Source organism: Mucilaginibacter sp. (assembly GCF_039921305.1).
In the GTDB taxonomy this organism is placed as follows: Bacteria; Bacteroidota; Bacteroidia; order Sphingobacteriales; family Sphingobacteriaceae; genus Mucilaginibacter.
Genome location: NZ_JBDSCA010000017.1, coordinates 1 through 26,908 on the forward strand (window position 1 = coordinate 1; position 26,908 = coordinate 26,908).

19 protein-coding genes are annotated in these 26,908 nt (G+C 41.5%); 13 read left to right on the forward strand and 6 right to left on the reverse strand.

From position 1 onward, the window contains the following. The 9 genes from typA to ABIN91_RS04315 form a co-directional block, all read left to right on the forward strand. On the forward strand, window positions 1–1,705 hold a 1,705-nt coding region (gene typA, locus ABIN91_RS04275), incomplete at its 5' end, for a translational GTPase TypA (protein WP_348048824.1). Window positions 1,706–2,120: 415 nt separating this feature from the next. Next, the gene (locus tag ABIN91_RS04280; protein ID WP_348048826.1) at window positions 2,121–3,554 is read left to right on the forward strand and encodes a LamG domain-containing protein; all 1,434 of its coding nucleotides are present in this window, start codon (window positions 2,121–2,123) and stop codon (window positions 3,552–3,554) included. Between the two features lie 264 nt (window positions 3,555–3,818). Beyond that, window positions 3,819–4,514, forward strand: coding sequence for an FkbM family methyltransferase (locus ABIN91_RS04285; protein WP_348048828.1), 696 nt, complete (start codon window positions 3,819–3,821; stop codon window positions 4,512–4,514). Window positions 4,515–4,516: 2 nt separating this feature from the next. Then, the gene (locus ABIN91_RS04290) at window positions 4,517–5,677 is read left to right on the forward strand and encodes a glycosyltransferase (RefSeq protein WP_348048830.1); all 1,161 of its coding nucleotides are present in this window, start codon (window positions 4,517–4,519) and stop codon (window positions 5,675–5,677) included. An 18-nt stretch (window positions 5,678–5,695) separates the two neighbouring features. After that, window positions 5,696–7,189 (forward strand): polysaccharide biosynthesis C-terminal domain-containing protein, encoded by a 1,494-nt coding sequence (locus ABIN91_RS04295; protein ID WP_348048832.1) that lies wholly within the window; start codon window positions 5,696–5,698, stop codon window positions 7,187–7,189. A gap of 147 nt (window positions 7,190–7,336) precedes the next feature. Next, window positions 7,337–8,113, forward strand: coding sequence for a class I SAM-dependent methyltransferase (locus ABIN91_RS04300; RefSeq protein WP_348048834.1), 777 nt, complete (start codon window positions 7,337–7,339; stop codon window positions 8,111–8,113). Between the two features lie 23 nt (window positions 8,114–8,136). Continuing rightward, entirely contained in the window at window positions 8,137–9,051 is a 915-nt protein-coding gene (locus ABIN91_RS04305) for a sugar transferase (protein ID WP_348048836.1), read from the forward strand. Between the two features lie 106 nt (window positions 9,052–9,157). After that, window positions 9,158–11,932 (forward strand): MBG domain-containing protein, encoded by a 2,775-nt coding sequence (locus ABIN91_RS04310; RefSeq protein WP_348048838.1) that lies wholly within the window; start codon window positions 9,158–9,160, stop codon window positions 11,930–11,932. A 25-nt stretch (window positions 11,933–11,957) separates the two neighbouring features. Next, on the forward strand, window positions 11,958–12,872 hold the full coding sequence (locus tag ABIN91_RS04315) for a PorP/SprF family type IX secretion system membrane protein (protein WP_348048840.1): 915 nt from the start codon (window positions 11,958–11,960) through the stop codon (window positions 12,870–12,872). Window positions 12,873–12,894: 22 nt separating this feature from the next. On the opposite strand, the gene ABIN91_RS04320 is transcribed toward ABIN91_RS04315, so the two are convergent. The 3 genes from ABIN91_RS04320 to ABIN91_RS04330 all read right to left on the reverse strand — a co-directional run bounded on the left by ABIN91_RS04320 (window position 12,895) and on the right by ABIN91_RS04330 (window position 17,461). After that, complete coding sequence (locus ABIN91_RS04320) at window positions 12,895–16,098, reverse strand: S41 family peptidase (protein WP_348048842.1); 3,204 nt, start codon at window positions 16,096–16,098, stop codon at window positions 12,895–12,897. A 77-nt stretch (window positions 16,099–16,175) separates the two neighbouring features. Beyond that, window positions 16,176–16,928 (reverse strand): methyltransferase domain-containing protein, encoded by a 753-nt coding sequence (locus ABIN91_RS04325; RefSeq protein WP_348048844.1) that lies wholly within the window; start codon window positions 16,926–16,928, stop codon window positions 16,176–16,178. An 8-nt stretch (window positions 16,929–16,936) separates the two neighbouring features. After that, window positions 16,937–17,461, reverse strand: a complete 525-nt coding sequence (locus tag ABIN91_RS04330; RefSeq protein ID WP_348048846.1) for a serine acetyltransferase — start codon at window positions 17,459–17,461, stop codon at window positions 16,937–16,939. Window positions 17,462–17,562: 101 nt separating this feature from the next. Between ABIN91_RS04330 and ABIN91_RS04335 the strand changes: the two genes are divergently transcribed. Then, entirely contained in the window at window positions 17,563–18,831 is a 1,269-nt protein-coding gene (locus ABIN91_RS04335) for a glycosyltransferase family 4 protein (protein WP_348048848.1), read from the forward strand. Continuing rightward, on the forward strand, window positions 18,828–19,586 hold the full coding sequence (locus ABIN91_RS04340) for a glycosyltransferase family 2 protein (RefSeq protein ID WP_348048850.1): 759 nt from the start codon (window positions 18,828–18,830) through the stop codon (window positions 19,584–19,586). Before ABIN91_RS04335 ends, ABIN91_RS04340 begins: the two co-directional genes overlap by 4 nt. Here ABIN91_RS04340 and ABIN91_RS04345 read toward each other — a convergent pair. Then, entirely contained in the window at window positions 19,583–20,095 is a 513-nt protein-coding gene (locus ABIN91_RS04345; RefSeq protein ID WP_348048852.1) for a GNAT family protein, read from the reverse strand. The genes ABIN91_RS04340 and ABIN91_RS04345 overlap by 4 nt on opposite strands. Window positions 20,096–20,198: 103 nt before the next feature. Here ABIN91_RS04345 and ABIN91_RS04350 point away from each other — a divergent pair, with 103 nt between their 5' ends. Both ABIN91_RS04350 and ABIN91_RS04355 read left to right on the forward strand, forming a co-directional pair. Next, the gene (locus ABIN91_RS04350; protein ID WP_348048854.1) at window positions 20,199–22,646 is read left to right on the forward strand and encodes a prolyl oligopeptidase family serine peptidase; all 2,448 of its coding nucleotides are present in this window, start codon (window positions 20,199–20,201) and stop codon (window positions 22,644–22,646) included. A gap of 112 nt (window positions 22,647–22,758) precedes the next feature. Beyond that, on the forward strand, window positions 22,759–23,706 hold the full coding sequence (locus ABIN91_RS04355; protein WP_348048858.1) for a hypothetical protein: 948 nt from the start codon (window positions 22,759–22,761) through the stop codon (window positions 23,704–23,706). Here the strand turns inward: ABIN91_RS04355 and ABIN91_RS04360 are convergent. Further along, entirely contained in the window at window positions 23,703–24,347 is a 645-nt protein-coding gene (locus ABIN91_RS04360) for a DUF2306 domain-containing protein (protein WP_348048862.1), read from the reverse strand. The two genes, ABIN91_RS04355 and ABIN91_RS04360, sit on opposite strands and share 4 nt — an antisense overlap. Beyond that, a complete protein-coding gene (locus ABIN91_RS04365) occupies window positions 24,344–26,257 on the reverse strand; it encodes a YARHG domain-containing protein (protein WP_348048864.1) in 1,914 nt (637 codons plus the stop codon). The genes ABIN91_RS04360 and ABIN91_RS04365 overlap by 4 nt, the downstream gene beginning before the upstream one ends. Window positions 26,258–26,908: the final 651 nt, after the last annotated feature.

The window sequence follows — 26,908 nt, forward strand, 5'->3', positions numbered from 1 at the left end:
ATCCGGAGATTTAATACTTGACAATAATGATTTGGAGCGTGAACGTGGGATCACGATCGTTTCCAAAAACGTTTCAGTTCAGTACAAAGATGTAAAAATCAACATCATTGATACCCCTGGTCACGCCGACTTTGGCGGCGAGGTGGAGCGCGTTTTAAAAATGGCTGATGGCGTTTTATTGCTGTGCGATGCGTTTGAAGGCGCCATGCCGCAAACCCGCTTTGTTACTCAAAAAGCTTTGGCTCTTGGCCTTAAGCCTATTGTAGTGGTAAATAAAGTTGATAAAGAAAACTGCCGCCCCGAAGAAGTTTACGAACAAATTTTCGAATTGTTCTTCAACCTTGAGGCTACCGAAGATCAATTGGATTTCCCGGTTATCTACGGTTCATCAAAACAAGGCTGGATGAGTACTGATTGGAAAGTTCCTACTACAGATATCTTCCCTTTAATGGACGCTATTTTGGCTAACATTCCACCAGCGCCAATTGAAGAAGGTACACTGCAAATGCAGATCACTTCGTTAGATTATTCATCTTTCGTAGGCCGTATCGCTATTGGCCGTGTTGCCCGTGGTACTATTAAAGAAAACATGCCCGTATCGTTGGTAAAACGCGATGGTACTGTTGTTAAAACACGTATTAAAGAATTATACACTTTCGAAGGCTTAGGTAAGGTTAAAGCTACCTCGGTTAGCAGTGGTGATATTTGTGCAGTAGTTGGTATTGATGGTTTTGATATTGGCGATACAATCGCTGATTTTGAAAAACCAGAACAATTGGCGGTTATCAAAATTGACGAGCCTACCATGAACATGTTGTTTACCATCAACAACTCTCCGTTCTTCGGTAAAGAAGGTAAGTTTGTAACCTCACGTCACCTGCGTGATCGTTTACATAAGGAAATGGAAAAAAACCTGGCCTTGAAAGTTATCGAGACAGATTCTCCTGATTCTTACTTAGTATACGGTCGTGGTATTCTCCATTTATCAGTATTGATCGAAACCATGCGTCGCGAAGGTTACGAGTTGCAGGTTGGTCAGCCACAGGTTATCGTTAAAGAAATTGACGGTGTTAAATGTGAGCCTATCGAAACCCTGATCGTAGATGTACCTGCCGAAGTGTCTGGTAAGGTTATCGAGTTGGTTACCCAACGTAAAGGTGATCTGTTGATCATGGAGCCTAAAGGCGATTTGCAACACTTAGAGTTTGATATCCCGGCACGTGGTATCATCGGTTTACGTAACAACGTATTAACCGCAACAGGTGGCGAGGCTATTATGGCTCACCGTTTCAAAGCTTACGAGCCTTGGAAAGGTACGATCCCCGGCCGTTTAAATGGTGTATTGGTATCAATGGATGGTGGTAAAACTACTGCTTTCGCGATTGATAAGCTGCAAGATCGTGGTCGTTTCCACATCGATCCGGGAGCTGATATCTACGAAGGTCAGATCTTAGGCGAGCACATCCGCGATAACGATTTGGTGATCAACTTAACCAAAGGCAAGCAGTTAACCAACATGCGTGCCTCAGGTAGCGATACCAACGTTCGTATTGCCCCGGCTATCAAATTCTCGTTAGAGGAAGCGATGGAATACATCCAGGCTGATGAATATATCGAGATCACCCCGGTTGCCATGCGTTTACGTAAAATATACCTAAACGAAGGCGAACGCAGAATTAACGCTAAGAAGTTTACTTCACAGTAAGATACTTTAAGTCTCATAAATAAAAAGGGAGCATTTGCTCCCTTTTTATTTACCTTTCTCAACAGGTAAAAAATCCCATCTTTATACCCCCCCCCCCGCATATATTAACTAACGCCGTTTTATCTTATCAAAATAGTGCTTTTTCATATAGCTAATTGAAATTTTGATATATAGCTATAATGATCAATATATTAAGTACATGTTATAAAGGCTAAATTTAATTAATATATAATTGATCTGCTTAAAAATCCTGGTTTAAATAAACTTTATGATTAATTAAATATATATAAAGTGTTAACTTATAGGTGTTAGTGTACTGACTAATAAGTATTATTATAAAAATATATTTATTAATATAATTTTATAATACATAGGTTTGATATCGAAACCTATTTTAAAACTTAATCTTACTAACATGAAAAAACAATCCAAAACCGGCATTGCTTCATTAGTAGTTATGCTATTTGCAGTAGTATTTACATCCTGCAAAAAAAACCAAAGTTTAAGCGATAGTGCAAAACCATTGGGCTTTAGTATTAATGGCAAACTGCCATCATTTACTCCAACACCAAGCCTCATTGCCTATTGGCCATTTAACGGTAACGCAAACGATTATTCTGGCAATGGTAATAATGGAACACCAAATAATGTTACTCCCATAGCAGACAGGTTTGGGAATGCCAACAGTGCCTATCATTTTGATGGCTCAACAAGCTACATTTCCGTAGCCGACAATTCTGCCCTCCGATTGAATGGAACCGATTTTACTATTAACGCATGGGTAAAATTGGATGACTATAATGCGTCTTATGGAAGCGAAGTTGTTGACAAGCGGCTGTCGGGGCCTAACATGGGCTATACATTCTCCGTCAGCGGATATGCTAACACAGCGGCACCTTTAGGCTCATTTAGCTTGAGTGGAACAAGTACCACAACTCTTGATACAACGCAATGGCATATGATAACAGTTGTATATGTGGCGGCCAGCCAACAGATAATACTTTATAAAGATGGGGTTTACGATAATACCACCAGCTCTGTAACATCTCCGGCTGCTATTAATACCGCTATCTTATATATCGGTTGCGATAATCCTCTTGTTTCAAGCCCAGGCTATTTTTTCAAAGGAGCAATGGACGATATTAGTATTTATAGTTCTGCTCTAACTTCAACTAATGTAAGTGGATTATATAACGCCCCAGATCTCAAATCCGGTCTTATTGCTTATTGGCCGTTAGATAATAATGGGAATGATTTATCAGGTAATGGTAATACCGGAACATTAAATAGCGTTACCGCCGTTACCGATAGGTTTGGGAATGCCAACAGCGCCTATCATTTTGATGGCTCAACAAGTTACATTTCCGTAGCCGACAATTCTGCCCTCCGATTAAATGGAACCGATTTTACCATTAACGCATGGGTAAAATTGGACGATTATAATGCGTCTTATGGGAGCGAAGTTGTTGATAAGCGGTTTTCTGGACCCAATATGGGTTATACATTCTCCATCAGCGGATATGCTAACACAGCGGCGCCTTTAGGCTCATTTAGCTTGAGTGGAACAAGTACTGCAACTCTTGATACAACGCAGTGGCACATGATAACAGTTGTATATGTGGCATCCAGTCAACAAATACTACTTTATAAAGATGGGATTTATGATAACACAACCAGTTCTGTAACTTCCCCGGTTTCAACCAACACCGCAACCTTATATCTCGGTTGCGATAATCCACTTGTTTCAAGCCCAGGCTACTTTTTAAAAGGAGCAATGGACGAAGTGAGGATTTATGGCAGAGCACTTAACTCAACTTCAATTACAGCATTAGCCAACGGGGCTTATTAGCGTAACAACTTTTACAGAAACTAAAAATAGGCCGGATTAAATGAGGGCACCGAAAAAGTAACTCTTTAACGAGCAACATTTAAAAGCGATTTAATAAAGGAGTATCTTTTATTAAATCGCTTTTTTTATTTCCTGGGGGCTTAAGTAGCCTTGCTATTAAATTTTATCAACAAATAGAGGTAAACTTAGGTTTGCCTCTATTTTTGTAATAGTCTGATAGCATAAATTTGCTTTATTTGCAATTGCTAATAAAGTTGTTAATTCATGATCAAATTTATTCAGGATCTTTTTCTTTCGGCGGGCATCATACTAAAAAAGGTAAGGCCCGAAAATAACACCTGGCTTACTTCCAGAGGCATCAATACCATTATTGATGTCGGGGCCAATACAGGCCAGTTTGCTGAACGTTTTTCAAAGATATTGCCCGATGCAAAGGTCATCTCGTTTGAACCGATAAAAGGGGTTTATGACGAATTGGTTAAGAATACTGCTAATCTTAATGTTAAAACTTACAATTGTGCCTTAGGTGATAAAGATGAGGCGGTAGAGATCAATATCAGCAAACATTCGCCAAGTTCGTCGTTACTTGAAATGGCCAACCTGCATACCAAGGTTTTTGCCGGTACAGAATTTGAAAAAAAAGAGCGCATTACCGTAAAAACATTGGACGGGATAGCCCTCGAATTAGGCAATTTAGGTAAGTTTATTGTAAAACTGGATGTGCAGGGCTTTGAAGACCGTGTGATACTTGGCGGAAAAGAAACTTTGAAAAAAGCAGATCTGGTTATCCTTGAAACTTCTTTCCAGGAATTATATGTTGGCCAGATGCTTTTCAACGGTATTTACGATTTGCTAAATGAATTGGGGTTTGAATTTAGGGGGAATTTATCACAAGCCCTAAATCCTAAAGACGGTAGTATATTATACGCCGACTCGGTATTCGCTAATACACGCCTGTAAAAATGCGCATCGGCATCATCGAAGTTTGTGAACCCAATCACTATACGGCAGTTGAGGCCTTGGCAAAAACCTATACTACCCATCCGGATAATGAGGTAATTATTTATACGCTAAAAAGCATAGCCCCCCTGTTCAAAGATTTAACCACGCAGATAGTGGTTAAATCCGAGAATGAAACCCTGGCCGATTTTTTAGCCGGGTTAGCATCATTTAACCTGGATAGGATTCATATCAATACGATATCTAAATTTTATAAAGAGTTTGCCCAGGTTAAATGGTCCGCCCCCGTTTATCTCACGGTACACAATATCGACTTGTTTTTTGCTAATAGTTTTGCTACACGCACAAGAAGGCTGTTTTATGAGCTGGGAATCAAGCTGTCAGGCAAGTCGAAACAGGTATGGAGCGCACCACTTATTCAGTACCTAAAGGACTTTAAAAGGCAACGTTACCGCAATATTATCTCCAAACAAGTTCATCAAAAGGATTCAAGAGTGATTGTTTACGGACATGCACAAAAGGAGTATTTGAAGCAGATGTTTGATGCAAAAAAGATCATCGTTTTCCCATTCGGCATCAATGAAGGCTTGGCCGATCTGTCGGATGTTAACACCAAGTTGAGGATTTGTATCCCCGGTTCAGTATCATCAAAACGAAGAAATTACGATGCGGTGTTCAAACTATTAAAGCGGTATCCTGAAATTAAAAACAACATTATTTTGGATATTTTAGGCTATATCCCCGAGACAGATAGATATCTTGTACCGATAATGGACGAATTGATCAAAACAGGCGCCGAGGTAATTTACAACCTTGATTTTGTAGACACTGCCGATTTTAACGATAGATTAAGCAAAGCCGATATGATATTGGGTAACATCAAAATACAATTGGATCCATTCCAAAAATATGGTATTACTAAGGAAACCGGCACTATCTTCAACATTATCCGCTCGGGCAAACCTGGTATGTTACCCGCCGATTATCCGGTTGACGCAGAGCTAAAAGATATTTGCCTGAGTTTTGAAAATTACGGTGTGTTGGCCGGTTTACTTAAGCAATTAATAAATGACAGGTCTCAATTGAAACGATTAAAACAACTGGCCGCCCAAAAAGTAAAATATTACCGTCCCGAAAGCCTATATAAAACATTGGTAAATTAATTGCGATCTTAGTCATAGATGAACTTACTTAAACGCCAGGGTTTTTTAAACAGCATTGTACTTTACACAGGTACAGCCCAGGGCTTTATTAACCTTATACTGCTATTTCAGCGCATTTTAACCGAAGAGCAAATCGGTTATTACATACTGTTAACTTCGCTTTCACTGTTATACACACAGGTGGCCTGTATGGGTTTCACCAGTGTAATTACCCGCTACTTACCCGCATTTAAAACGGCCGACAAAGGTCATAACGGCTTTCCAACGTTCGTGTTTTTACTTTGCCTAACCTTCTTTTTCGTTATTAGTATAGGCTTTGTGGTATTCCGGTCGTCGGTATCTTCAATGTATTCGCACGATAAGGGTGCCAGTTTACTTGCCAAGTATTATTACTACATACTCCCGGTATCATTTTGCTCTATGCTGTTTTTATTACAGGAAACCTTTGCTAAAACAGCATACAAAAGTGTATTTCCATCATTTTTGCGTGAGGTGGTGCTAAAGGTATCGGCTTCGGTTGGGGTACTATTAATGTTATGGCACTTTCTTGATTACGAGGGATTTATCCGCATTTTTTTGTGGACCAATGTTGCTATCGTACTTATTATAACCTATTATAATTACAGGCTTAAAATATTCAGGTTAACCCCAATACAACAAACCGTAAAGTCGCAAACAGGTGTACTTATCAATTACGGTTTTTACTCTATGTTAAGCGGCAGCTCGTTTGCTCTAATACAAAATCTCGATGTAATAATGCTTAAGCTATTTGGCAGCATGGCTCAGGTTGGTATATATGGCACTTTGTTTGGCATGGCTATTGTAATTAGCCTCCCGGCAAAGGCGCTTAGTACAACATCTTATCAAATAATTGCCGATGCCTGGCAAAATAACGAACTGCAAAAGATTAACAAGATATATCACAAAACATCACTGATGCAGTTTTTGATAGGCAGTCTTTTACTTATCGGTTTAATAGTAAACTGGGATAATATTTTAACACTACTGCATAAACCGGAGTATGCCAATCACTTTTTAGTGTTTCTTTTAGTAGGCTTAGGCTTTTTAGTCGATATAACCGGTGGAATAAACGCTGCCATAATCAGTTTCTCAAAGTATTACAGGGTTGTAATGGTGTTTTTAATATGTGCCGCCTTACTCTGTATTATATTAAACCTGATATTTATACCACTATACGGCATTACCGGTGCCGCGTTAAGCTACTTTTTAACCATGCTGCTGCTCAATTTTAGTTACTGGTTGTATCTCAATATCAAGTTCGGCTTCCAGCCATTTAACTCAAAGTACTTGCTGGTTTTGTTTACTGTGGCCATCAGTTTGGTAATTGGCTTATACATTCCGGCGGTTGCAAATTTTTATTTAAATACTTTTATTAAATCATCGGTAACAGGTATTGTGTTTCTTTCGATGGCTCGCTACTTAAAAATATCACCAGACATAAACCAGGTATTTGATAAGTGGATATTCAGAAAAAACACTCCGGATAAATAAGTGTTTAGTGATGATAAGTGTTGCTGTGGCCAGTTATTGTTTAAACCAATGTATTTCCAGTTTGAATGGTAAGGTACACACCACGCTCAATAAATTAGGCATAAGCAAACATTAATTATATTTCCATTCATTATTATATTTGTTGCCATGGCCGATCAAAATTCTGTTAGTACCAATGTTAAAAGCGCTTATGACGACTGTTATGATAACGACAGTAATGGATGGCGTTTGCTTGGCGCGAAATATAAAGTAGAACACATTGTTGCCGTATGTAAAGGCCGCAGCTTTAATTCGGTATTAGAAGTTGGGGCTGGCGATGGGAGTATTTTAAAACTCTTGTCCGAACAAAATTTTGCGTCGCGGTATTCTGCTGTCGAAATTTCGGAAAGTGGTGTAGAGCGCATTAAGGCACTTGATATAAAAGGGCTGGAACAAGCGCAGTTGTTTTCGGGCTACGAATTACCATTTAAAGATGACGCCTTTGATCTCGTGATCCTGTCGCATGTGTTAGAGCATGTAGAGCATGAGCGGGTACTGCTGCGTGAGCTGAAACGCGTAGCCAAACTATGCCTTATCGAAGTACCTATCGATTATAAAGAGGGTGTTGATCATCGCATCAAACACTTCCTTGCTTACGGCCATATCAATATGTACACCCCAACCAATCTGCGGTATTTATTATTAACCGAAGGCTTCAAAGTTATTCAGGATCTTACCTCCATGATAGAGCCCGAAGTAACCCGCTTTAACACCTACATCAATCAAAAAAAGAACAAAAGCTTACTTACCGATCTTAAAATATCTGCAGAGTACGGCGCTAAAAAATTACTCAATAGCCTGTTTGGTAAACCCATGCAAGAGAAACGGGCCAGCGCCTACACCATCCTTTGCAGTAAAGAGGGCGAAAACCTAAACATCTTTTGATAAGTTACCAGCCTAAAATAACCATGCAGCATTTAGCCCCTATTGCACTTTTTGTATACAATCGCCCGGAGCACACGCGCCGTACACTTGCGTACTTAAAAAGCAATCAACTGGCTGATGAATCGCGACTATACATTTTCTCCGATGCCGCTAAAACCCCCGCCGATGTTACCAACGTCGAAGAAGTTCGCACACTCATCAAACAAGCAGAAGGTTTCAAATCCATTAAAATAATAGAACGGAAAGAGAATATCGGCCTGGCCAATTCTATCATAGCTGGTGTAAGCCAGTTGGTTAATCAATACGGCAAGGTTATTGTTTTTGAAGATGATCTGCTCGCCTCACCATACACCTTAACCTATTTTAACCAGGCTTTAGATAAGTATGCTAACCAGGATAAGGTGATGCACGTTGGTGCCTACATGTTCCCTTTACAGGATGCTGCCACCCTGCCCCAAACTTTCTTTTTCCGCGCTGCCACAAGCTGGGGCTGGGCCACCTGGGACAGGGCTTGGAAATACTTTGAACCCGATGTAAACACCCTGATAAGCCAATTTGATACCGCCAAAATTCTCTGCTTCTCTATCGAAGGCAACATGAACTTTTGGAAACAGATTCAGGAGTTTAAAAACGGCAAGAATAACTCATGGGCCATCCGCTGGTACGCATCCATATTTTTACGAGGGGGCTTAACCCTAAACCCCGCTAAATCGTTGATAGAAAACATAGGTAACGATGGCAGCGGCATCCATTCCAATAACGAGGATATTTATCAGGTGCAAATTTCAAAACAACCGGTAACACAATTCCCTGATGATATTGTAGAGAACGAAACCGCATACCGCTCTATTCGCCATTTCGGCAAACACCGCAAAGGGAGTTTATGGCAAAGGGGTTTACGTTATTTTAAACAACTTCAAATCAAAGCATTCAAATAGAATCACTCAATCCTTCCCTAATCCCAATCATGCATTTGCTTTATATACAATAATATTATAGATATTTTGTATATTTATCACCCATAACGCGAATTTGTCACAATAAATGAAACACATTTACATAACGCTATTATTTTTTTTAATATTTATCCAAAGCATATTTGCTCAAAATCCAACGCTAAGTGCTTTTACGCCAGCAGTCGCGGGCAACGGTACAGCAATAACCATAACAGGTAATAATTTTACGGGCACTACATCCGTAAGCTTCGGGGGTACACCTGCCAAAAAATTCGCTGTGATGTCTGCTACATCAATAATTGCTTTTGTTGATGTAGGTAATACAGGTAATATAGCAGTAACAAATGCATCTGGCACCGGCTCATTATCTGGCTTTGTATTTATTCCGGCGCCTAATATCACATATAGTACACCCCAGGTTTATGCCATAGGAGCAAGTATTATACCATTGTCACCTTCAAATACTGGCGGTGCGGTACCCGCAACAATTTATGGGCAAACTACAACCTTTGCGGGGAATGGTACTATTGGCTCATCAAATGGTGCAGCATTGAATTCCAGTTTTAATAGTCCTACCCGGCTTGCTTTGGATTTGGCAGGTAATGTATTTATTGCCGATAGAGATAACAACTTGATCAGAAAAGTATCAGCAGGTACAGTAACAACATTTGCAAGTGGTTTTAATCAACCCAATGGTGTTACTCTCGACCTAACCGGTAATGTTTATATTGCCGATGCCGCAAGTAATTCCGTAAAAAAGATCACACCTACGGGTGTGGTGAGCATATTAGCAGGCGGCAGCCAGGGTAGTGCAAATGGCTCAGGGGTTAATGCCAGTTTTTATTATCCGTATAGCATCACAATCGATATACCAGGCAACTTATATGTAGCAGATAATGCAAATAATCTAATACGTAAGGTTACACCTTCGGGTGTAGTTAGTACTATTGCAGGCAGTGGGTTTGCCGGTTTTGCCAATGGCACAGGCTCTGGCGCAAGCTTCAACAATCCTTCTGGCATTGTTGTAGACGTGGCAGGTAATTTATATTTAGCAGATCCCGGCAATAACCGGATCAGAAAAATAACGTCTGCGGGTGTGGTAACTACACTTGCAGGCAACGGTGTTAAAAATACGGTAAACGGCCCTGCCGCATCTGCAAGTTTTAACAGCCCTACCGGTGTAGCCATTGATGCAATAGGCAATATTTACGTTACCGATCTGGGCGCTAACAATATTCGTAAAATAGATCCTCTAGGTATAGTAAGTGTTTTTGCAGGTAGTGGCAGTGCCGGCTTTGCTAACGGTATAAGTTTATCAGCAACTTTTAACCGCCCAAATGATGTTCAAATTGATCCAACAGGATACGTGTACGTAACAGATTATGGAAACAATGCTATCAGAAAAATTTGCACAACAGGCTATTACATCGATAAAGCTTTACCCCCGGGGCTCACATTTGATCAAACAACAGGCATCATAAGCGGAACCCCAACCACTGTATCTGCGGCTACAACGTACACCATTACAGCTTATAACCTGTCTGGTAGTAGTACTACTACCGTGGTAATTGGCGTTACTTCCCTAACGCCACAAACTATTACTTTCCCGGCTTTAAGTAGTGTGGTGTATGGTGCGGGCAACTTTAACACTTTAGCTATAAGCACTAATTCAACCATTCCAATTACATATTCCAGCAGTAATACATCGGCAGCAACTATTGATGCCAGCGGCACAATACATATCGTTGGGGTTGGGCAAACTACCATAACAGCCTCACAGGCAGGTAATGCCTCTTTTTCTGCCGCTACCCCTGTTAGCCAGGTATTAACGGTTACCCCGGCATCAATTAATGTTGTTGTTAATAATCAAACCAAAGTTTACGGAACAGCCAACCCTGCTTCTACGTTTAATTACACAGGTTTTGTCTATAGCGAAACTGTAAGCGTTATTACCAAACTACCATCGGTAACAACAACCGCTACTGTTACTTCACCTGTTGGTATTTACCCTGTTAACGGTTCAGGGGCAATTGCGGCTAATTATATATTTACCTATAACTCGGGCACCTTGACTATAACGCCAGCTTTATTGTTAATCATAGCTAATGATCAAAGCCGTATTTACGGTATTGCAAACCCGCCCTTAACTGTAACCTATACTGGTTTTATAACAGGCGATGATGCCAGTAAGCTAACCACCCAACCATTAGTTACCACTACGGCTACAATAACTTCACCTATAGGTCCCTATCCTATTACAGTTTCGGGTGCAAGTAGTTCTAACTATACAATTACTTATGCACAAAGTACATTAACAGTAACTTTAGCCCCTCGTATTTTAACATTTGATCCTATTGCGGATAAGATGGTGGGCGATCCCGATTTTGATCCCGGAGCCAGTGTCAATACCAACGATGCCATCACCTATACCAGTTCCGACCCTGCAATTGCCATTATCGTTAATGGTAAGATCCATGTTTTAAAGCCCGGCGTAGTTATAATTACGGCTACCGTGGCCCCAAATGCAAATTATGTCAATGTTGTGCCTATATCGCAAACATTGCTTGTACTTGATGAACCGGTTAGGATAGTACCCGTAGTAACACCTAATGGGGATAATATTAATGATGTATTACGGATAGACGGTATTGCCAATTATCCTGATAACCGCTTTGCACTGTTTAATATTAACGGTGTTAAAGTTTACGAGATTGATGGTTACGATAATATAAGCAATGTTTTTAACGGGCACTCTAACATCACCGGTATATTTCAGCCAAAGGGTACCTATTTCTATACCTTGCAATTTAATGTACATGGCGAAAAGAAAAGAAAGGTAGGATATGTGGTACTCAAATATTAAGCAACAACAATACCCTATAATTAAAATGTATTCTAAAAAAGTAGTTAGTTTTTTATTCTTTCTAACATTTACATTCTTTAATGCCCATGCCCAAACAGCATTGAGCTATACGCAGTATATGGATAACCCAACGCCAATAAATCCGGCATATTCGTTAACCAACAATTATGGGAGTGTTAGTTTTACCGCGCATAAACAATGGATAGGTATTCCTGGTTCGCCTGCTTTATTTCTTTTTAATACCGATTTTCCGTTAAGTATTGATCATACAAAAGCAGGGATAGTAGCCTCAGATAACTCTGTCGCAATTGAGCATGTAGCTAAGTTGAATGGCTTTTTTGCAAAAGCGATACAATTGAGCGAAACCCAAAAATTGGGGATCTCTATCAGCGGCGGTTTCCGTTATTACTCAACCGCTTATGCTCCGCTTGATCCTAAAGACCCTGCCATACAAAACGATCAGACAGAGTTAAAACCAAACATTGGCATCAGCGCCATTTTATTTAGCGATAACTATTACATTGGCCTCTCCATGCCCGAATTTAATTTTAGAAATTTAAATAGCGCCGAATTACTCGATAACAATAGCTTTAGAAATCATTATTTCCTTTCGGGAGGCCTCAACAGTGTAGTAGATGATGATTTTACTTTAAAGCCCGCCGCATTAGTATCCTATACAAAGGGCATACCTCTTACGGTTGATATCTCTACTAAACTATCTATTAAAGATACATTTGGCATAGGTGTTAACTACAGAAACTCAAACGATGTATCCGCTTTGTTTTCGTTAGATACTGACCTTTTCCATCTGGGTTATAGTTACGAGTTTGGAGCTTCCTCCTCAAACCTGGGTACACTAAGTAATGCCAGTCATGAGCTCACACTTACCTTTTTATTTGGCAAAGGCAATAGGGTATCAGTAAATCCTGGTAACAGGTAACCATCACCAGGATTTACATCTACTATTTCAACTGTTTCATAATTTCACTAACGGCTCTGTCAATTTGTGGGTCTTTGTCGCTCAACCTGTCTATAAAGCCGGTTTTTATATAAATATCAGGCTTAACACCTTCGTGTTCAATATCCTTACCATCCAGCGTAAAGCAACCCCATGATGGCAGGCGATAGGTAGACCCATCAACCAAACCCTTGGCACTGGTAAATATAATCCAACGATAAGTTTCGGTACCGATGATCTTACCTAAGCCCAGCGCTTTAAACCCGGTAGCCGTCATTTCACCATCGCTCAAAGTTTGCTCGTTCATCAGTAAAACAATAGGTTTAGCAGCAGGGGCGAAATTTGGCTGCGGTGTTTTCTCGCCACCCCGGTACTGCCATTGCAGATATGGCTTTTGCGATAAAAATTTTAGCACCTCATCGTGCACATTACCGCCGGTATTATAGCGTAGGTCGAGTATCAGGGCATCTTTTTTATAAGCTTCGTCAACCATATCAGTCAAAAACTTCTCTAAGGCTTCGCCGCTCATATCCTTCATATAAACATAACCAATCCGGTTTTTGCTTTCCTGCTCAACCATTTTTCCGTTATGTTCTATCCACTCATCGTAAAGCTGTGCTTTCAAATCGGCAGTAGCTTCAGGGTGTATCTTAACGGCAATGCTTTTACCACCCCGGTCAAAAACCAAACTCAGTTCTTTATCTAACGATGGTTTGGTGAAGTAATAATCCCTATCCGTTTGTTCGTCAACGGCAACACCGTTCACGCTCTTTAATTTATCGCCCGTTTGTATATCAATACCTTTATGGTCGGCGGCGCTGTATTTTAACACCTTTTCAACTTTATAAGGCTCAGTATTGCTAAATACCACACCCGTTTCCATGGTTTTGTAACGCAGGTTACCACGTTCTTCCAACCCGGTTGATGTAAAGCCCATGTGCGATGAATTCAGTTCGCCCAGCATATCATTTAGCATCAACCGCAAATCAGCACGGTTGTTTATATAAGGTACATAGGCTTTATACCTGTCATGTATCGCCTGCCAGTTAACCCCGTGAAACTTGCCATCATAATAGTTTTCATCAATATTGGCCCAGGTCTCGTCAAATATCTGCGCAAACTCTGCCGATAAATTGCGGTTGAAAGTATAATTGATGTCTATTTTCTCCAGCTTATTGGCATCAATGTTCAGTTTAAAAATAGTACCGTTAAACCCGATAAAAAATTTATCACCAACCGATACAATATCAAAACCATTCGTTTCGCCACCGTCAACCTTTTCGGTTTTTGGGTCCAGAAAGTTTTCAAAAGTTGTGCGGTATAAAGCATTTTTTCCCGCTGTCTGGTTTGATATATAGTAAACCAGCGTTTTTTCGCCCTTCTGTATCACATACGGCGAAACCTGCTGACCAAAGCCCGAACTTACAATCTGCAAACGGCGCATCAGTTTATCGGTATCTATCACAATATCGGCCGGGGCCTTAGGCTCCGGTTGTTCCGATACCGGCTTGGGTTTCACATCCTTCACCACCTTATCGGTCTTTTTGGTTTTATCGTCGGCTGGCTTAGGCTCTTCCTTTTTCTCTTCTTTAAACAGATCGTTAAACTTATCCATCCTGAAAGCCTCATCAAACTTTTGCAACGGCATACGGTAAATATGCGCATCGGTAGTACCAAACGGGTACGATGGCTTGGTACGCGAAGTACTCAAATAAACGTACTTGCCATCCGGCGACCAGAACGGATTATTCTCCGTTACACCAGTATTGGTCAGATTTATGGTTTTGCCAGCCTTAACCTCATACACAAAAATATCCACCTCAAAGCCCCTGACAGCGGTATATAAAACATACTCACCATTTGGCGAAAAGTAAGGCTGGTCGTTACCAAATCCCCAAAACTCATCCTTAACAATAGTTTTGCTGGCAAAGGTTGTGAGGTCAATAGTGCGTAATTCATCACGGCCACTCAGGTAAACACCCATGGTCCGTTTTTTATTTAAACCTATATTGCGGTTGTTGCGCTTATCGCTGGTTAACTGTTTAATAGTTCCGGTTCCGTTTGCCGGGATGGTGTATAGGTTTTGGTAACCATCTAAAGTTTGGTTAAAAATAAGCGTGCGGTTATCGGCCAGCCATTTCACCTCGGTAACACGCTCCGCCGTATTGCGCTCCAATTTCTGAATGAATTTGCCCTCCACATCCGATACAAACAATTCACCCCGCGAAACATAAGCCATTTTCCTGCCGTCTGGCGATATATCGAACCCTTCAATTTTACCCTGCACATCAAACTCCTGCTGCTTTGGCAAAATGTTATTGCGGTAAATATTAATGCTCAAAGGCTGTGCTTGCCGCGATGCTACATCATAAATAAATAATTGGTAGTCCTTTTCAAAAACTATCTTCTCGCCATTGGCGCTAACCTGTGGGCGTTTAACCGATGTCGGGAATTTAGTCAGCGTCGTCTTCTTCCCGCCGATAAAAGTGTACAGGTTATATTCCTCATTCCCTTCGTCCGATACAAAAAAGATCTCTCCCTTTCTGTCTATCGTCGCCCAAAAATCCTTACCTATCCAATCGGTATATTTCTTAAACGCTTTAGTTTTCGGATTGTACGATTCTATATCCGGGTTATACTCACCTTTATAATGTTTACGGTTTGCAAAGCGGTAGCTCTCCCAGGTATCATTAAAAAACAACTCACCCGTTTGCGGATGCTCAACAACACCATGTATGGTATTAAAATAGTTATCAAACAAGCGGGTTGGCGTGCCGCCGTTTACCCCAACCTTATACTCACTAAAGTTATTGTACCTGGCCGATGTAAAATAGATCGTCTTAGAATCCCAGCTCCACGAGTCTAACTCATCATTATTCTCATTAAAGGTCAATTGCTTTACATCGCCACCGGCCAGCGACATCACATAAATATCATTGTTGCCAAACTGGTTTGAACTAAAGGCCAGCCATTTTCCATCCGGCGATACTCTTGGGTTAATTTCATTACCCTGCATCGCCGTTAAACGCACAGCGGCGGTTTGCCCCGCGATATCAGTTTTCCAAAGGTCGCCCTCGTAACTAAAAATAACCGTTTTGGCATCCGGAGTAAGGGTAGGGTACTCTGCAAAGTAAGGGGAGGTGTTTTGAGCCTGGGCGCTAAAAATGCCCAATAAGCCGGTAAAAACAAAAGTGTAAACCTGTTTCATTATGATATTGTAAATAAGGGTCAGTGGATCATCCGGTCGTTCGGAGTGCTCCTTAGGGTAAAACTAATAAATTTTTATCAATGCGCCATGCGTGCCTTCAACACAATATAAGGCGATAAGGCTTTGGTTTCAACCGGAACAGCTTTAGTAAACAGCTTACCAACCAGCCAGATAGATTTGACAATGCCCTTCACAAAACCACTTTGCTGCGCGTTGTTTTCCAACCATACCGAAAACTTACCATGATAGTATGATTCTACCTCAACAAGGCCCAGCTCCTTGCAAATATCCATCAGCAATTGAGGGTCCATGGTGGTGATGTTGTGCTTGCTGTAGTTCTCCGGGTCAAACTTACGCTGTATCCAGCCGTTAGCCCCGGTAAAATTTGGTAAAGTAATAAACAAGGTGCCTTTGGGGTTAAGCAATGCAACATGCCTGCTGATGATGTCCTTCACATCTGCAAAGTGCTCTATCAACCCGAAAGATGTTACCAGGTCGTATCGTACCTTGGGCTCATAAGTAAACAGGTCAGCTTCAACAACCGATATATCATCGTACTTTAAATCGTTCTTGGCCAGTAATTCTTTAATTAACCCTTCATGAATAAAGTAATCAAACAAAGTAGCATCAATGTGCTGGTACTTCTTAAAAAACACGGTATAATATCCCGGGAAACCGCCCAGTTCAACCGCGCTTTTAATGCCATTATCTTTAATTAATTTGGCTAAGATGTTACCAAAAACATAATCGGGCTTAATATAAAATATAAGGTCTTTTTTCGATTCCCAAAAAGCTTTCCAAAAAGCCCTGTCGGTTAAATTCTGATCCATTGATTCAATTATACACTTGGCGAAGCATCGCCGCTTTTATCCAATATCCTTGCGGGATTACCCACTACAACACAATTATCCGGGAAACTCTTCGTTACCACAGAGCCCGCGCCGATGATCACATTATTGCCAATAACCACATCGCCAATAATGCAAACATTAGCGCCAATATCTACATTGTTGCCAATCCGCGGGCAGCCGCTAAAGCTACCATCCGCCAGTTTCTTATGCCCTATAGTTACCGAATTTCTTAACACGCAGTTTTCACCCAAAACAACACCCTGGTTAACAACCAAAGCCTGCCCGTGGTAAATAATTAAACCCTTACCGGCTGTCAGCTTCCGCGGAAGTTCAACACCTAATATCCATTCAATATTTACCCTGTACCAAATCAGGTATAAAAAAAAGATGATCTTTAATAGGGTATGTCGGTTTATCACCTGCACCAAACGGAAACAAAACAAAATAAGCTGGCCCTTTATATTGCCGCTGTTAGCTTTGCGGTCTTGAAATAAATAAGCAAAAAGCCCCATTCTTATCCCTTGTTATTTAGCGTGTTTTCATTTGTTCAACTTTCAAAAGTAAAGGTTTCATTTAGTATTATTATACTTGCCTTGCTAATTGGCGCCAAAAAATGAAAATTACATTAATTAACACATCAGATGCAGGCGGCGGTGCCCCCGCGGCCTGCATGCGTCTGCTCAAAGCCTTGGAGCAGGATGTTGTTGATGTACATTTACTGGCCCAGCATAAATACACTACAGAAGAGCGGGTTGAGGCTTTCGCCGATAGCGGATTAAAAGCCCTAAAAGCCAAAGCCGATTTTTATCGCGAACGCTTGCCCTTTATCGCCTTCCACGAAAAAGATAAATCTGTACGCTTCGCTTTCTCTACCGCCGCGGTAGGGATGGATATATCAGGCGAAGAGTTGGTTCAAAATGCCGATGTACTACATCTGCACTGGACAAACTCCGGCTTCCTCTCTACAAAAAACTTAAAGCAATTAACGGCCCTAAACAAACCCATCGTTTGGACGCTGCATGATATGTGGGCCTTCACCGGCGGCTGCCACTACGCCGGCACTTGCGGTCACTTTCTAAACCAATGCGGCAATTGCCCCATGCTGCGCGATGCCTCGCCAAAAGACATATCCCGCAAAGGCTGGCACCGCAAAAAGGAACTATACGCCAACAAACCCAACATCACCTTTGTAACCTGTAGCAACTGGCTTGCCGATGTGGCCCGTACAAGCTCGCTATTAAAAGGCTTCAATATCCAGGCTATCCCCAACCCGATAGATACCGAACTATACAGCCCAAAAGCCAAGCCCGAAACAAGGCAAAAACTAAACATCGATAGCAAATCAAAAGTGATCCTATTTGGCGCGGCAAATATTACCCATACCCGTAAGGGGATCATCTATTTGATAGAGGCCCTGCACGATCTCAAGAACGAATACCCGCAACCCTCAAACATCGAGGTGGTCATCTTCGGTAAAACCCAGGGCTTTGATCTTAGCATCATCCCGTTCAAGGTACATTCGCTTGGCGTGATCAGCGATCAAAACCAGCTGGCCGATATCTATAACCTGGCCGATGTTTTCGTACTGCCGTCCCTCGAAGACAACCTTCCCAACATGGTTATGGAATCCCTATCCTGCGGAACGCCGGTTGTGGCATTCAACACAGGCGGCATACCCGATATGGTAGAGCATGAGCAAAATGGTTATTTAGCCAAATACAAATCAGGCCCCGATATGGCAAAGGGTATCGATTACGTTCTCAACTCGCCCGAAGCAGACAAACTATCCATAGCCGCCCGCGATAAAGTGCTTAACAATTTTAGTAATGCAGTTGTAGCCAGTAAATACAAAGCCTTATATCAATCACTTTTAAAACCATGAGTAGTTTTACACCCCTTCTCTCGGTAATAACAGTGGTGTACAATAACGCCGCCGATATTGAGCGTACCATGCTCTCGGTATTAAACCAAACCTATACTAATATAGAGTACATAGTGATCGATGGTTCATCAACCGATGGTACTTTAGATATCATTAAAAAGTACCAAAACAGGATAGCCAAACTCATCAGCAAAAGCGACAAGGGTATTTACGACGCCATGAATAAAGGCCTCAAAATTGCCACCGGCGATTATGTCCTGTTCATGAACTCCGGTGATGAGCTTTACGCGACAGATACCGTCGCAAAGATTTTCGCCACCGAACCTGATGCCGATATCTACTACGGTGAAACCGAGATCATCAACAGCAATGGCCAAAGCATGGGCCAGCGTCGCCACAAGGCCCCCGAACAATTCACCTGGAAGGGTTTCAAATTAGGCATGAGCATCAGCCATCAGGCTATCTACATCAAACGCAACTTAATTGACCCTTACGACCCGCAATACCAGTTAAGCGCCGATATCGACTGGATCATCCGCGCCGCCAAAAAAGCAAAAACGATAGTAAACACTCGCATGTATATAGCCAAATACCTGTTCGGCGGCATGTCTAAACAAAAGCACAAGCAAAGTTTGATGGAACGCTACCAAATCATGCGCAAGCATTATGGCCTTTTACCCACGTTATTCAATCACGGTATCATCGCGTTTAAACTCGGTTGGTACTATATATTGTATCGCAAAACCAACGATTAAGGTTTGATCATCACAAACACGTGTTCATCATAAATCTTATTGTGTTTAAACAAGGCATTTTTAGAAATACATTCCTTTATAAACGCTGCTTTCTCTAACACCCGCATCGATGCCGGGTTGCCATCAAACACACCTGCCTGTATTCGTACCAGGTCAAATTTTTCAAAAGCATATTCAACCATCAGCTTTACAGCCTCCGCCATAATACCCCTTCCCCAAAATGGCTCGCCCAGCCAGTAACCTATCAGCGCTGTTTTCCTAAAAATATCCTGCCTGCAATCAATACCAATGCCGCCCACCAATTCGCCATCAATATCAATAACCAAATTATCAATAACAGTTTTTTGGGTTTGATAATCAAGCCAACCCTTAGCGTCATCAGTAGTATAAGGGTAGGGGAACCGGTCCGCCAAAAAGCGCGACACATTCGGGTTGCTGGCATGTTTAATCAGCGATGCCTCATCGCTTAACTTCCATTCGCGCAAACAAAAACCAGAACCATTCAGCATAACCATATTGTAACAATTGCGAGGGTTAAAAAATCAACTACCTTATTTAATACATAAATACTAAATTGCGTTGTAATACCACTGATCTTATTCTCAATTAACAATGAAGAAAATTTTTACTTTCCTCTTCTTTATTTCATGTACCGCTACATTCGCTCAAAAACTCGATAAGCTTACTGTCGAAAGGATCATGCGCGATCCTAAATGGATAGGCACATCCCCAACCAACATTTATTGGAGCGACGATAGCAAAACCATCTACTTTAACTGGAATCCGGATAAAGCCGACGGTGACGCACTTTACTCCATAACGCCTACCAACACCACACCTCAAAAAGTAAGTATCGAAGATAGGCGCAACCTACGCCCCGATTTTGGCGATTGGAATAAAAAGCACACCATTAAACTCTACGAAAAGAACGGCGATATCTATCTGTATGATTTCAAGAATAATAAAACCGGCAGGCTAACCAATACAACAGATCGCGAAAGCACCCCAACCTTCGGTGCCGATGAAAGCAAGATCATCTTCACTAAAGGCGATAACTTGTACTCCCTTAAACTAAACGGCGGCGAGCTTACCCAGCTAACTAACTTTACAAGGACAGCCGCGGGTTCAACCCCAACTGCGCCTGCATTTGCAGGTGGTGGTCGAAGAGGCGGCGGCAACGGTGGCGGAGCAGGCCGTGGCCCCATAGCCCAAACACAAAACGCGGCCAGCAAACAGGAAACCTGGTTAAAAGATGAGCAGCTCGAAATTTTCGATATCATCAAAAAGAAAACGAAAGATGAAAAGCTAACGGCTGCCGAACGCAAAGCCATGCAGGCTAAACCAATAAAAGAAATTGCCATTGATGAGAAACGCGTCAGCGGATTAAAGCTCAGTCCGGATAGCCGTTACATTACTTATAGCCTCACCAAAGCTGCCGATGGCGCGCGCAATACCATCGTGCCAAACTACGTAACCGCGTCCGGCTATACCGAAGATATTTCAAACCGAACCAAGGTAGGCACACCGCAATCCACTACAGAAAGCTTTGTTTACGATCTGCAACGCGATACCGTTTACGTTATCTCAACTAAAGAAATTCCAGGCATTAAAGATCTGCCCGATTATGTAAAGGAATACCCTAAACAACTGGAAGAGCGTACCACCCGCAACGAAGACCGCAAAGTAGCCATAGCCACAACATCATGGAGCGAAGATGGAAAGAACGCCGTAGTAACCATATTTTCAGATGATAACAAAGACCGCTGGATCATGAAGCTTGATCCCGAAAGCGGCAAACTTAGCCCGCTCGATCGCCAGCGCGACGAAGCCTGGATAGGCGGCCCCGGTATCAGCAGTTACGGCAGCAGCACAGGCTGGCTTGATAATCAACACTTTTACTACCAAAGCGAAGCATCCGGCTATTCACACATTTATATAATTGATGTGGCTACAGCCGAAAAAAAGCAAATAACCAGCGGCAAATGGGAAGTACAAACCCTCAAACTATCCAACAATAAAAAAGATTTCTACTTCACCGCCAATATGGATCATCCCGGTGTTACCGATTTTTACCGCGTACCCGTAAGCGGCGGCACCCCTGTAAAACTAACCAGCATGCGCGGCGGTAACGAAGTTGAGCTTTCGCCTGACGAAAAATGGCTGGCCATCCGTTATTCCTACGTAAACAAACCTTACGAACTATTCATCCAAGCCAACAAACCCGGCGCAAAAGCAACCCAGGTAACCAATTCCGTAAGTGATGAGTTTAAATCATACCCATGGCGCACCCCCGAAATATTCACTTTCAAAAACCGCTACGGTACCGATATTTATGCCCGCGTTTACAAACCGGCTCATCCCTTGCCATCGCGTCCTGCCGTGGTATTTGTACACGGCGCAGGTTATTTGCAGGATGTATTTTACAAATGGAGCACCAGCTACTTCCGCGAATACATGTTCAATAATATGTTAACCGATCTGGGTTATACCGTTCTCGAAGTTGACTACACCGGTAGTGCGGGCTACGGCCGTGATATCCGTACAGGCATTTATCGCCACATGGGCGGCAAAGATCTGTCTGATCATGTTGATGCTGTAAAACTCCTGGTCGAAAAATATGACGTTAATCCAAAAAATGTAGGCATGTACGGTGGTTCATATGGTGGCTTCATGACGCTGATGGCCCTATTCACCGAACCCGACGTTTTTGCCGCTGGCGCGGGATTACGCTCCGTAACAGATTGGGCGCACTACAACCACGGCTATACCGATAACATACTGAACGAACCCTATAACGATGAAAAAGCCTACAAACTAAGCTCGCCCATCTACTTCGCCGGCGGCCTGAAAGGCCACCTGCTAATGTGTCACGGCATGGTAGATCAGAATGTAAACTTCCAGGATATCGTCCGCCTGTCGCAACGCTTAATCGAGCTTCACAAAAAGAATTGGGAACTGGCCGTTTTCCCGGTAGAAGATCACGGCTTCATCGAACCCAGCAGCTGGACCGACGAGTACAGCCGCATCCTAAAACTCTTTGATGAAACGTTAACAAAGTAACCCATTGTCATTTCGAACGAGGAACGAGAGAGAAATCTTTTGCGCATGCTTAGTCTGCGCTGCAAATTCTGCAAGCGATACACTATGCAAAAGATTTCTCCTTTTACTCAAAATGCCATTAATTTGCGCTATGGCTCTTAACCGGATCAAACTATTCCATTTCCTCATGTTGGCTACAATCGCATTAGCTTACATGGCCTGCAAACCCAAACCCATCTCGGTAAAGCCAAAGCCATCATTCAAATTGGTACATGGCATCCCATTTACCGAAATCCGCCGTTCATTCAAGTCAGGCCTCTCTTTCAGCGACCAAGGTTTCCAGCTCGAACCCGATTGGAAGTTCACCTTCGTGTCCGACGATTCCATCTATATCTACAGTCCCGAAAAAAAGAAATTCTTCAATTGTCCCGTTATTTTCGATCACGATTCCATCTTCAACATTGCCTGGGCATGGATGCGGGTAAAGAAAGTGACTAAAGACAGCATCAAATTCCAGGTGCTCGAAGTAGAGAACAAGCAAATTTTGGACGACCGCTCCGTAGTATATATGACGCTCTACTCCGATAACTACATCAAAAATGTACTCCATACCGATTCGGCCACCCTCGTAAAACCAACCCGGCAAGACACCTTATATATTAAACACAAAACCCAGCAAGCCGATGCTGATCCTAAATACGCATTTTCGGCGCGTATCCCGGCCACATTAACCAGTACCAGTCCGCTGTTAACCGTTAAAAAAACAAGCGTTACCAGTAGCAAACTCGATAACGTAACCATCGCCGATGATTATTTAACCCCCGAGTTCAATATCGTTATCCATAAAGCTTACGAAAACTTCAACTACCCTTACGTGATCCTCGTTGATTCAAAGGGCCAGCTCCATTTCAGCAAATCGCAAATAGCCCAAATGCCAGAGTTTGCCGAATCACAAAACCGCATCATGACGGCCATTACCAACGGTTACCTCAAACATTACCTTAAAGTAAACCCAGGCACAACCCTCGGTATCCCGCATGCTAGTAAAATATTGGTATATGTAAAAGGTATAAAAGGCTAAACCTTTGAGGGATCCATCGGCACCTTACCTTTATCGTAATAATTAATGAGTTCAACCAGTATCAAATTAGGTACCCAGCTCAAAAAAGCGATGATAAGATAATTGTTTTCAAAATTGACACCATTGCCTAACACGGTAAACAGCCATATATAAAACCGAAGCGTTACTGCGGCAAAAGCCAACGCGTAACTGCGGCGCATCATGCATACATGTTGTGGTATCTGCCCTTTCATCGCGTAACGCCAGGCAGCAATGGTAGTTAATATCCAAAGCGTGTTCTGCAATAAAAAAGATATGAAAACACCAGCTCCCCGGTGAATAAAAAACGTCATTACATAAGCCCCCGGAGCCGAAAAAATCAGCACCCCGAAAACATATATCTTACCCAGATTGCGGTGTAGTGGCCTATTGCCATATACTCGTTTAGAAAATTGCGCAAACCCCACCAGCAATATTAAACTGCTGCCAAAAATGTGCGCATAAAAAGCCGGTAGGTACAGCCCGGTTTCAATAGCCTTTTGCTTGAGCAGCAAAAAGCCCTCGCCGGTTTTAAAACTGCCGTATAAGTAAAAGGTGCCCAGGCTCAGTATCAATATCCAGAATAAGGCCAGGTAACGTAACAATTTACCCGTTATACTCATTTTAAAGCAGCAAGCCTTTGTGGTTTTTGCACCTTTAGTTTTTGATTGATAAAGTTGATGTTGTACTTATCAATAACGGTTAGTGAGTCGTCAACGCTGGCGTTACCAGGTTTTTGAGTATCACCACCAAAGTCACCAGTCATATTTGCAAATACCGATTTCCACCGTTTATCCTTAAATGCATATCTGTAATCAGCATATATTTCGTTTTTCATATACTGTAGCATAGCAGGTGTTATATGGTCTATGGTTTTCACGTTATGCTTGCTCCAATCTCCGGTTTGTATCTCGTAGCAGCCTGATAAGTAAGAATCATCCATTTTAATGTACTTGGTAAAGCTAAATATCCTTTTATTGGGTAATTCTTCCAGTACGTTGTTTTTGATGGTTAAGTAATGATAATATGTACCACCGGCAAGTGTTTTTGTTGAATCATATAAATCGCGGTACAGGCCAGCTCCAGCTTTGATTTCAAACAGCGAATCGTTAAGTGCTTTAATACTGTTCAAGTTACAACTTCCGGTATAGGATCCATCACTTTCTTCTTCACTAAAATCCGAAATAATTTGATGAGCAAATATCTTGTCGCGTTTTTTGTCTACAATAACAATGTTTTGTTTATCATAAAATTCAGTCCGGCCACCCAAAAAATAATCTCTTATAGAGTAAAAAGATGCCGATAACCAGTTATCCGAATTTGAAACCTGGGTATCAGAAAATTTAATATCATAACTCTTACTTACTTCTTCATATTGCACCTTGCGCAACGGGTTTTTAAACGTTTTAATTTTATCGATCAAATTTAAATCGGTTAAGTACGATGGTGCGATATACACAGCACCATGTTCTTCGCGCGAGTTATACTCCATAATAAATGGCAAATTTGAACCAATACTGAACGAGGATGTGATCTTTTTAATTTTGGCGAAAAAATTACTCACCTTCAGATCAACCTTTTCAGATATGCTCAGATCTTTTTTCAGATAAAAGTATTCATTCCCATTTACTAAAACCGCCAGGTTCATATCATCATCTATTGGGAATATCTGATCGTACTTAACCGGCACAATAAGTTTTCCATCAATGGCATAAAAACCTCTTTTCTTATCCTTCTCAACCTCTATCATATTAGGGAAGCTACCGCCAATAGCATACACAAGGTCATACTCCAACGGGATGATCTCTTTTAATTTCGGATCGACTAACCCCATTTTATATGGCTCATATACTTTATTGTTCTGCCTTCTGTCAAAATCCAGGTTTGTGCTTTCATCCCATTTGCCTTTTACAACATAAAAGTAAGTTGCCTTATCAATATGGGTAAACCATATCACACTGTCATATTTTGATTTTAACTGCTCAGCTATTTTAAATGATTCTAGGGTGATCGGGCTATAAACAATTTGAGCGGATTGATTTCTGTTTTTTATGCTATTCTCGTAAGCCATAAAATCATTAACAAACTGCCGCGCATCTATCTGCATAATTTTAAATTGGGCCGATGATATTTTACGCAGTTTGATAATTAGCGAGGTGGTTTTTGTGTTATTGCCATTCTCATTAAAGACTACAGGCACGGTCGCTTCTATCAATTCAGTGTTAATTACCTTGATCTCGCTGTCGCCGCTCAAAAGGTTCACATCAAACAAAGCTTTATCCTTACCATTCAAACTGGTTTTGTTTGATAATGCCCCAAGTAGTTTCACCAATTGCTTACTATTCTGCTTTCCGTCAAAGTAATTCAGTAAGGTATCAGCAAACCCCTGTTTCAGATCAGCATTAAAGTGATCCAGAAAAACGATCACTTCCTTCTTCTCCGGCTTAGCCAGATATTTGCTGCGTACAAACAGAAAAACACACAAGGCCAGCGCCAAAACACCGGTAATAATCAGGATAGGTTTTTTATTCATGGTAATGCAATATACAATTTTGAATTGTTATCATGGTATTAATCCCAACACAAAATAGTAAATCGCCATACGGCCAGATAGGTGTTTAATAGGAGCGTAAGCAGGCATTCTATTACTATCACACTGTGTATAGTATAGTACATTCCAATATACTCAATTTGTACCTGATTTTATGTGTGCAATTACTGCACTATATAATATAGTATATCCCAATAATCCCGGTAGTGTAACACTTACACACAGGCTTCAATTATAATTGAAAATTTTTCCCGCTGGTTTGCAGTCAATTACAACATATATTTAACAATAACTACACAATAGGTTGCACAAGTGATAAATGTGCGTACCTTTGCAACCCGCAAACGAAGTACTGCGGATGTTCTTAAAAAGTTGAATACAAGTTAAACAAGGCATATTAAGCCTTTAGTAAACTCAGAGGTGTTGATCAGAAACATAAACGAATAGTGAAAATGATGATCAAAAAAGAAGCTCAAACTATTTTCAAATAAAATTTTGAAAAGCAGAAAAGATTTCTACCTTTGCAACCCGGAAACGGGGTAATAAAAGCTTTGAAAAAGGCGGAAAACGGAAGAAAAAAAATAAAACATTTTTCTTTGAATATTAAAAAAGGTTCTTACCTTTGCAATCCCA

Coding starts and splice junctions, on each gene's coding strand:
- ABIN91_RS04280 (WP_348048826.1), top strand. CDS start 2,121: ATGAAAAAACAATCCAAAACCGGCATTGCTTCATTAGTAGTTATGCTA.
- ABIN91_RS04335 (WP_348048848.1), top strand. CDS start 17,563: ATGAAAATTACATTAATTAACACATCAGATGCAGGCGGCGGTGCCCCC.
- ABIN91_RS04295 (WP_348048832.1), top strand. CDS start 5,696: ATGAACTTACTTAAACGCCAGGGTTTTTTAAACAGCATTGTACTTTAC.
- ABIN91_RS04290 (WP_348048830.1), top strand. CDS start 4,517: ATGCGCATCGGCATCATCGAAGTTTGTGAACCCAATCACTATACGGCA.
- ABIN91_RS04310 (WP_348048838.1), top strand. CDS start 9,158: ATGAAACACATTTACATAACGCTATTATTTTTTTTAATATTTATCCAA.
- ABIN91_RS04300 (WP_348048834.1), top strand. CDS start 7,337: ATGGCCGATCAAAATTCTGTTAGTACCAATGTTAAAAGCGCTTATGAC.
- ABIN91_RS04340 (WP_348048850.1), top strand. CDS start 18,828: ATGAGTAGTTTTACACCCCTTCTCTCGGTAATAACAGTGGTGTACAAT.
- ABIN91_RS04350 (WP_348048854.1), top strand. CDS start 20,199: ATGAAGAAAATTTTTACTTTCCTCTTCTTTATTTCATGTACCGCTACA.
- ABIN91_RS04315 (WP_348048840.1), top strand. CDS start 11,958: ATGTATTCTAAAAAAGTAGTTAGTTTTTTATTCTTTCTAACATTTACA.
- ABIN91_RS04285 (WP_348048828.1), top strand. CDS start 3,819: ATGATCAAATTTATTCAGGATCTTTTTCTTTCGGCGGGCATCATACTA.
- ABIN91_RS04305 (WP_348048836.1), top strand. CDS start 8,137: ATGCAGCATTTAGCCCCTATTGCACTTTTTGTATACAATCGCCCGGAG.
- ABIN91_RS04325 (WP_348048844.1), bottom strand. CDS start 16,928: ATGGATCAGAATTTAACCGACAGGGCTTTTTGGAAAGCTTTTTGGGAA.
- ABIN91_RS04320 (WP_348048842.1), bottom strand. CDS start 16,098: ATGAAACAGGTTTACACTTTTGTTTTTACCGGCTTATTGGGCATTTTT.
- ABIN91_RS04360 (WP_348048862.1), bottom strand. CDS start 24,347: ATGAGTATAACGGGTAAATTGTTACGTTACCTGGCCTTATTCTGGATA.
- ABIN91_RS04330 (WP_348048846.1), bottom strand. CDS start 17,461: ATGGGGCTTTTTGCTTATTTATTTCAAGACCGCAAAGCTAACAGCGGC.
- ABIN91_RS04345 (WP_348048852.1), bottom strand. CDS start 20,095: ATGCTGAATGGTTCTGGTTTTTGTTTGCGCGAATGGAAGTTAAGCGAT.
- ABIN91_RS04365 (WP_348048864.1), bottom strand. CDS start 26,257: ATGAATAAAAAACCTATCCTGATTATTACCGGTGTTTTGGCGCTGGCC.
- ABIN91_RS04355 (WP_348048858.1), top strand. CDS start 22,759: ATGCCATTAATTTGCGCTATGGCTCTTAACCGGATCAAACTATTCCAT.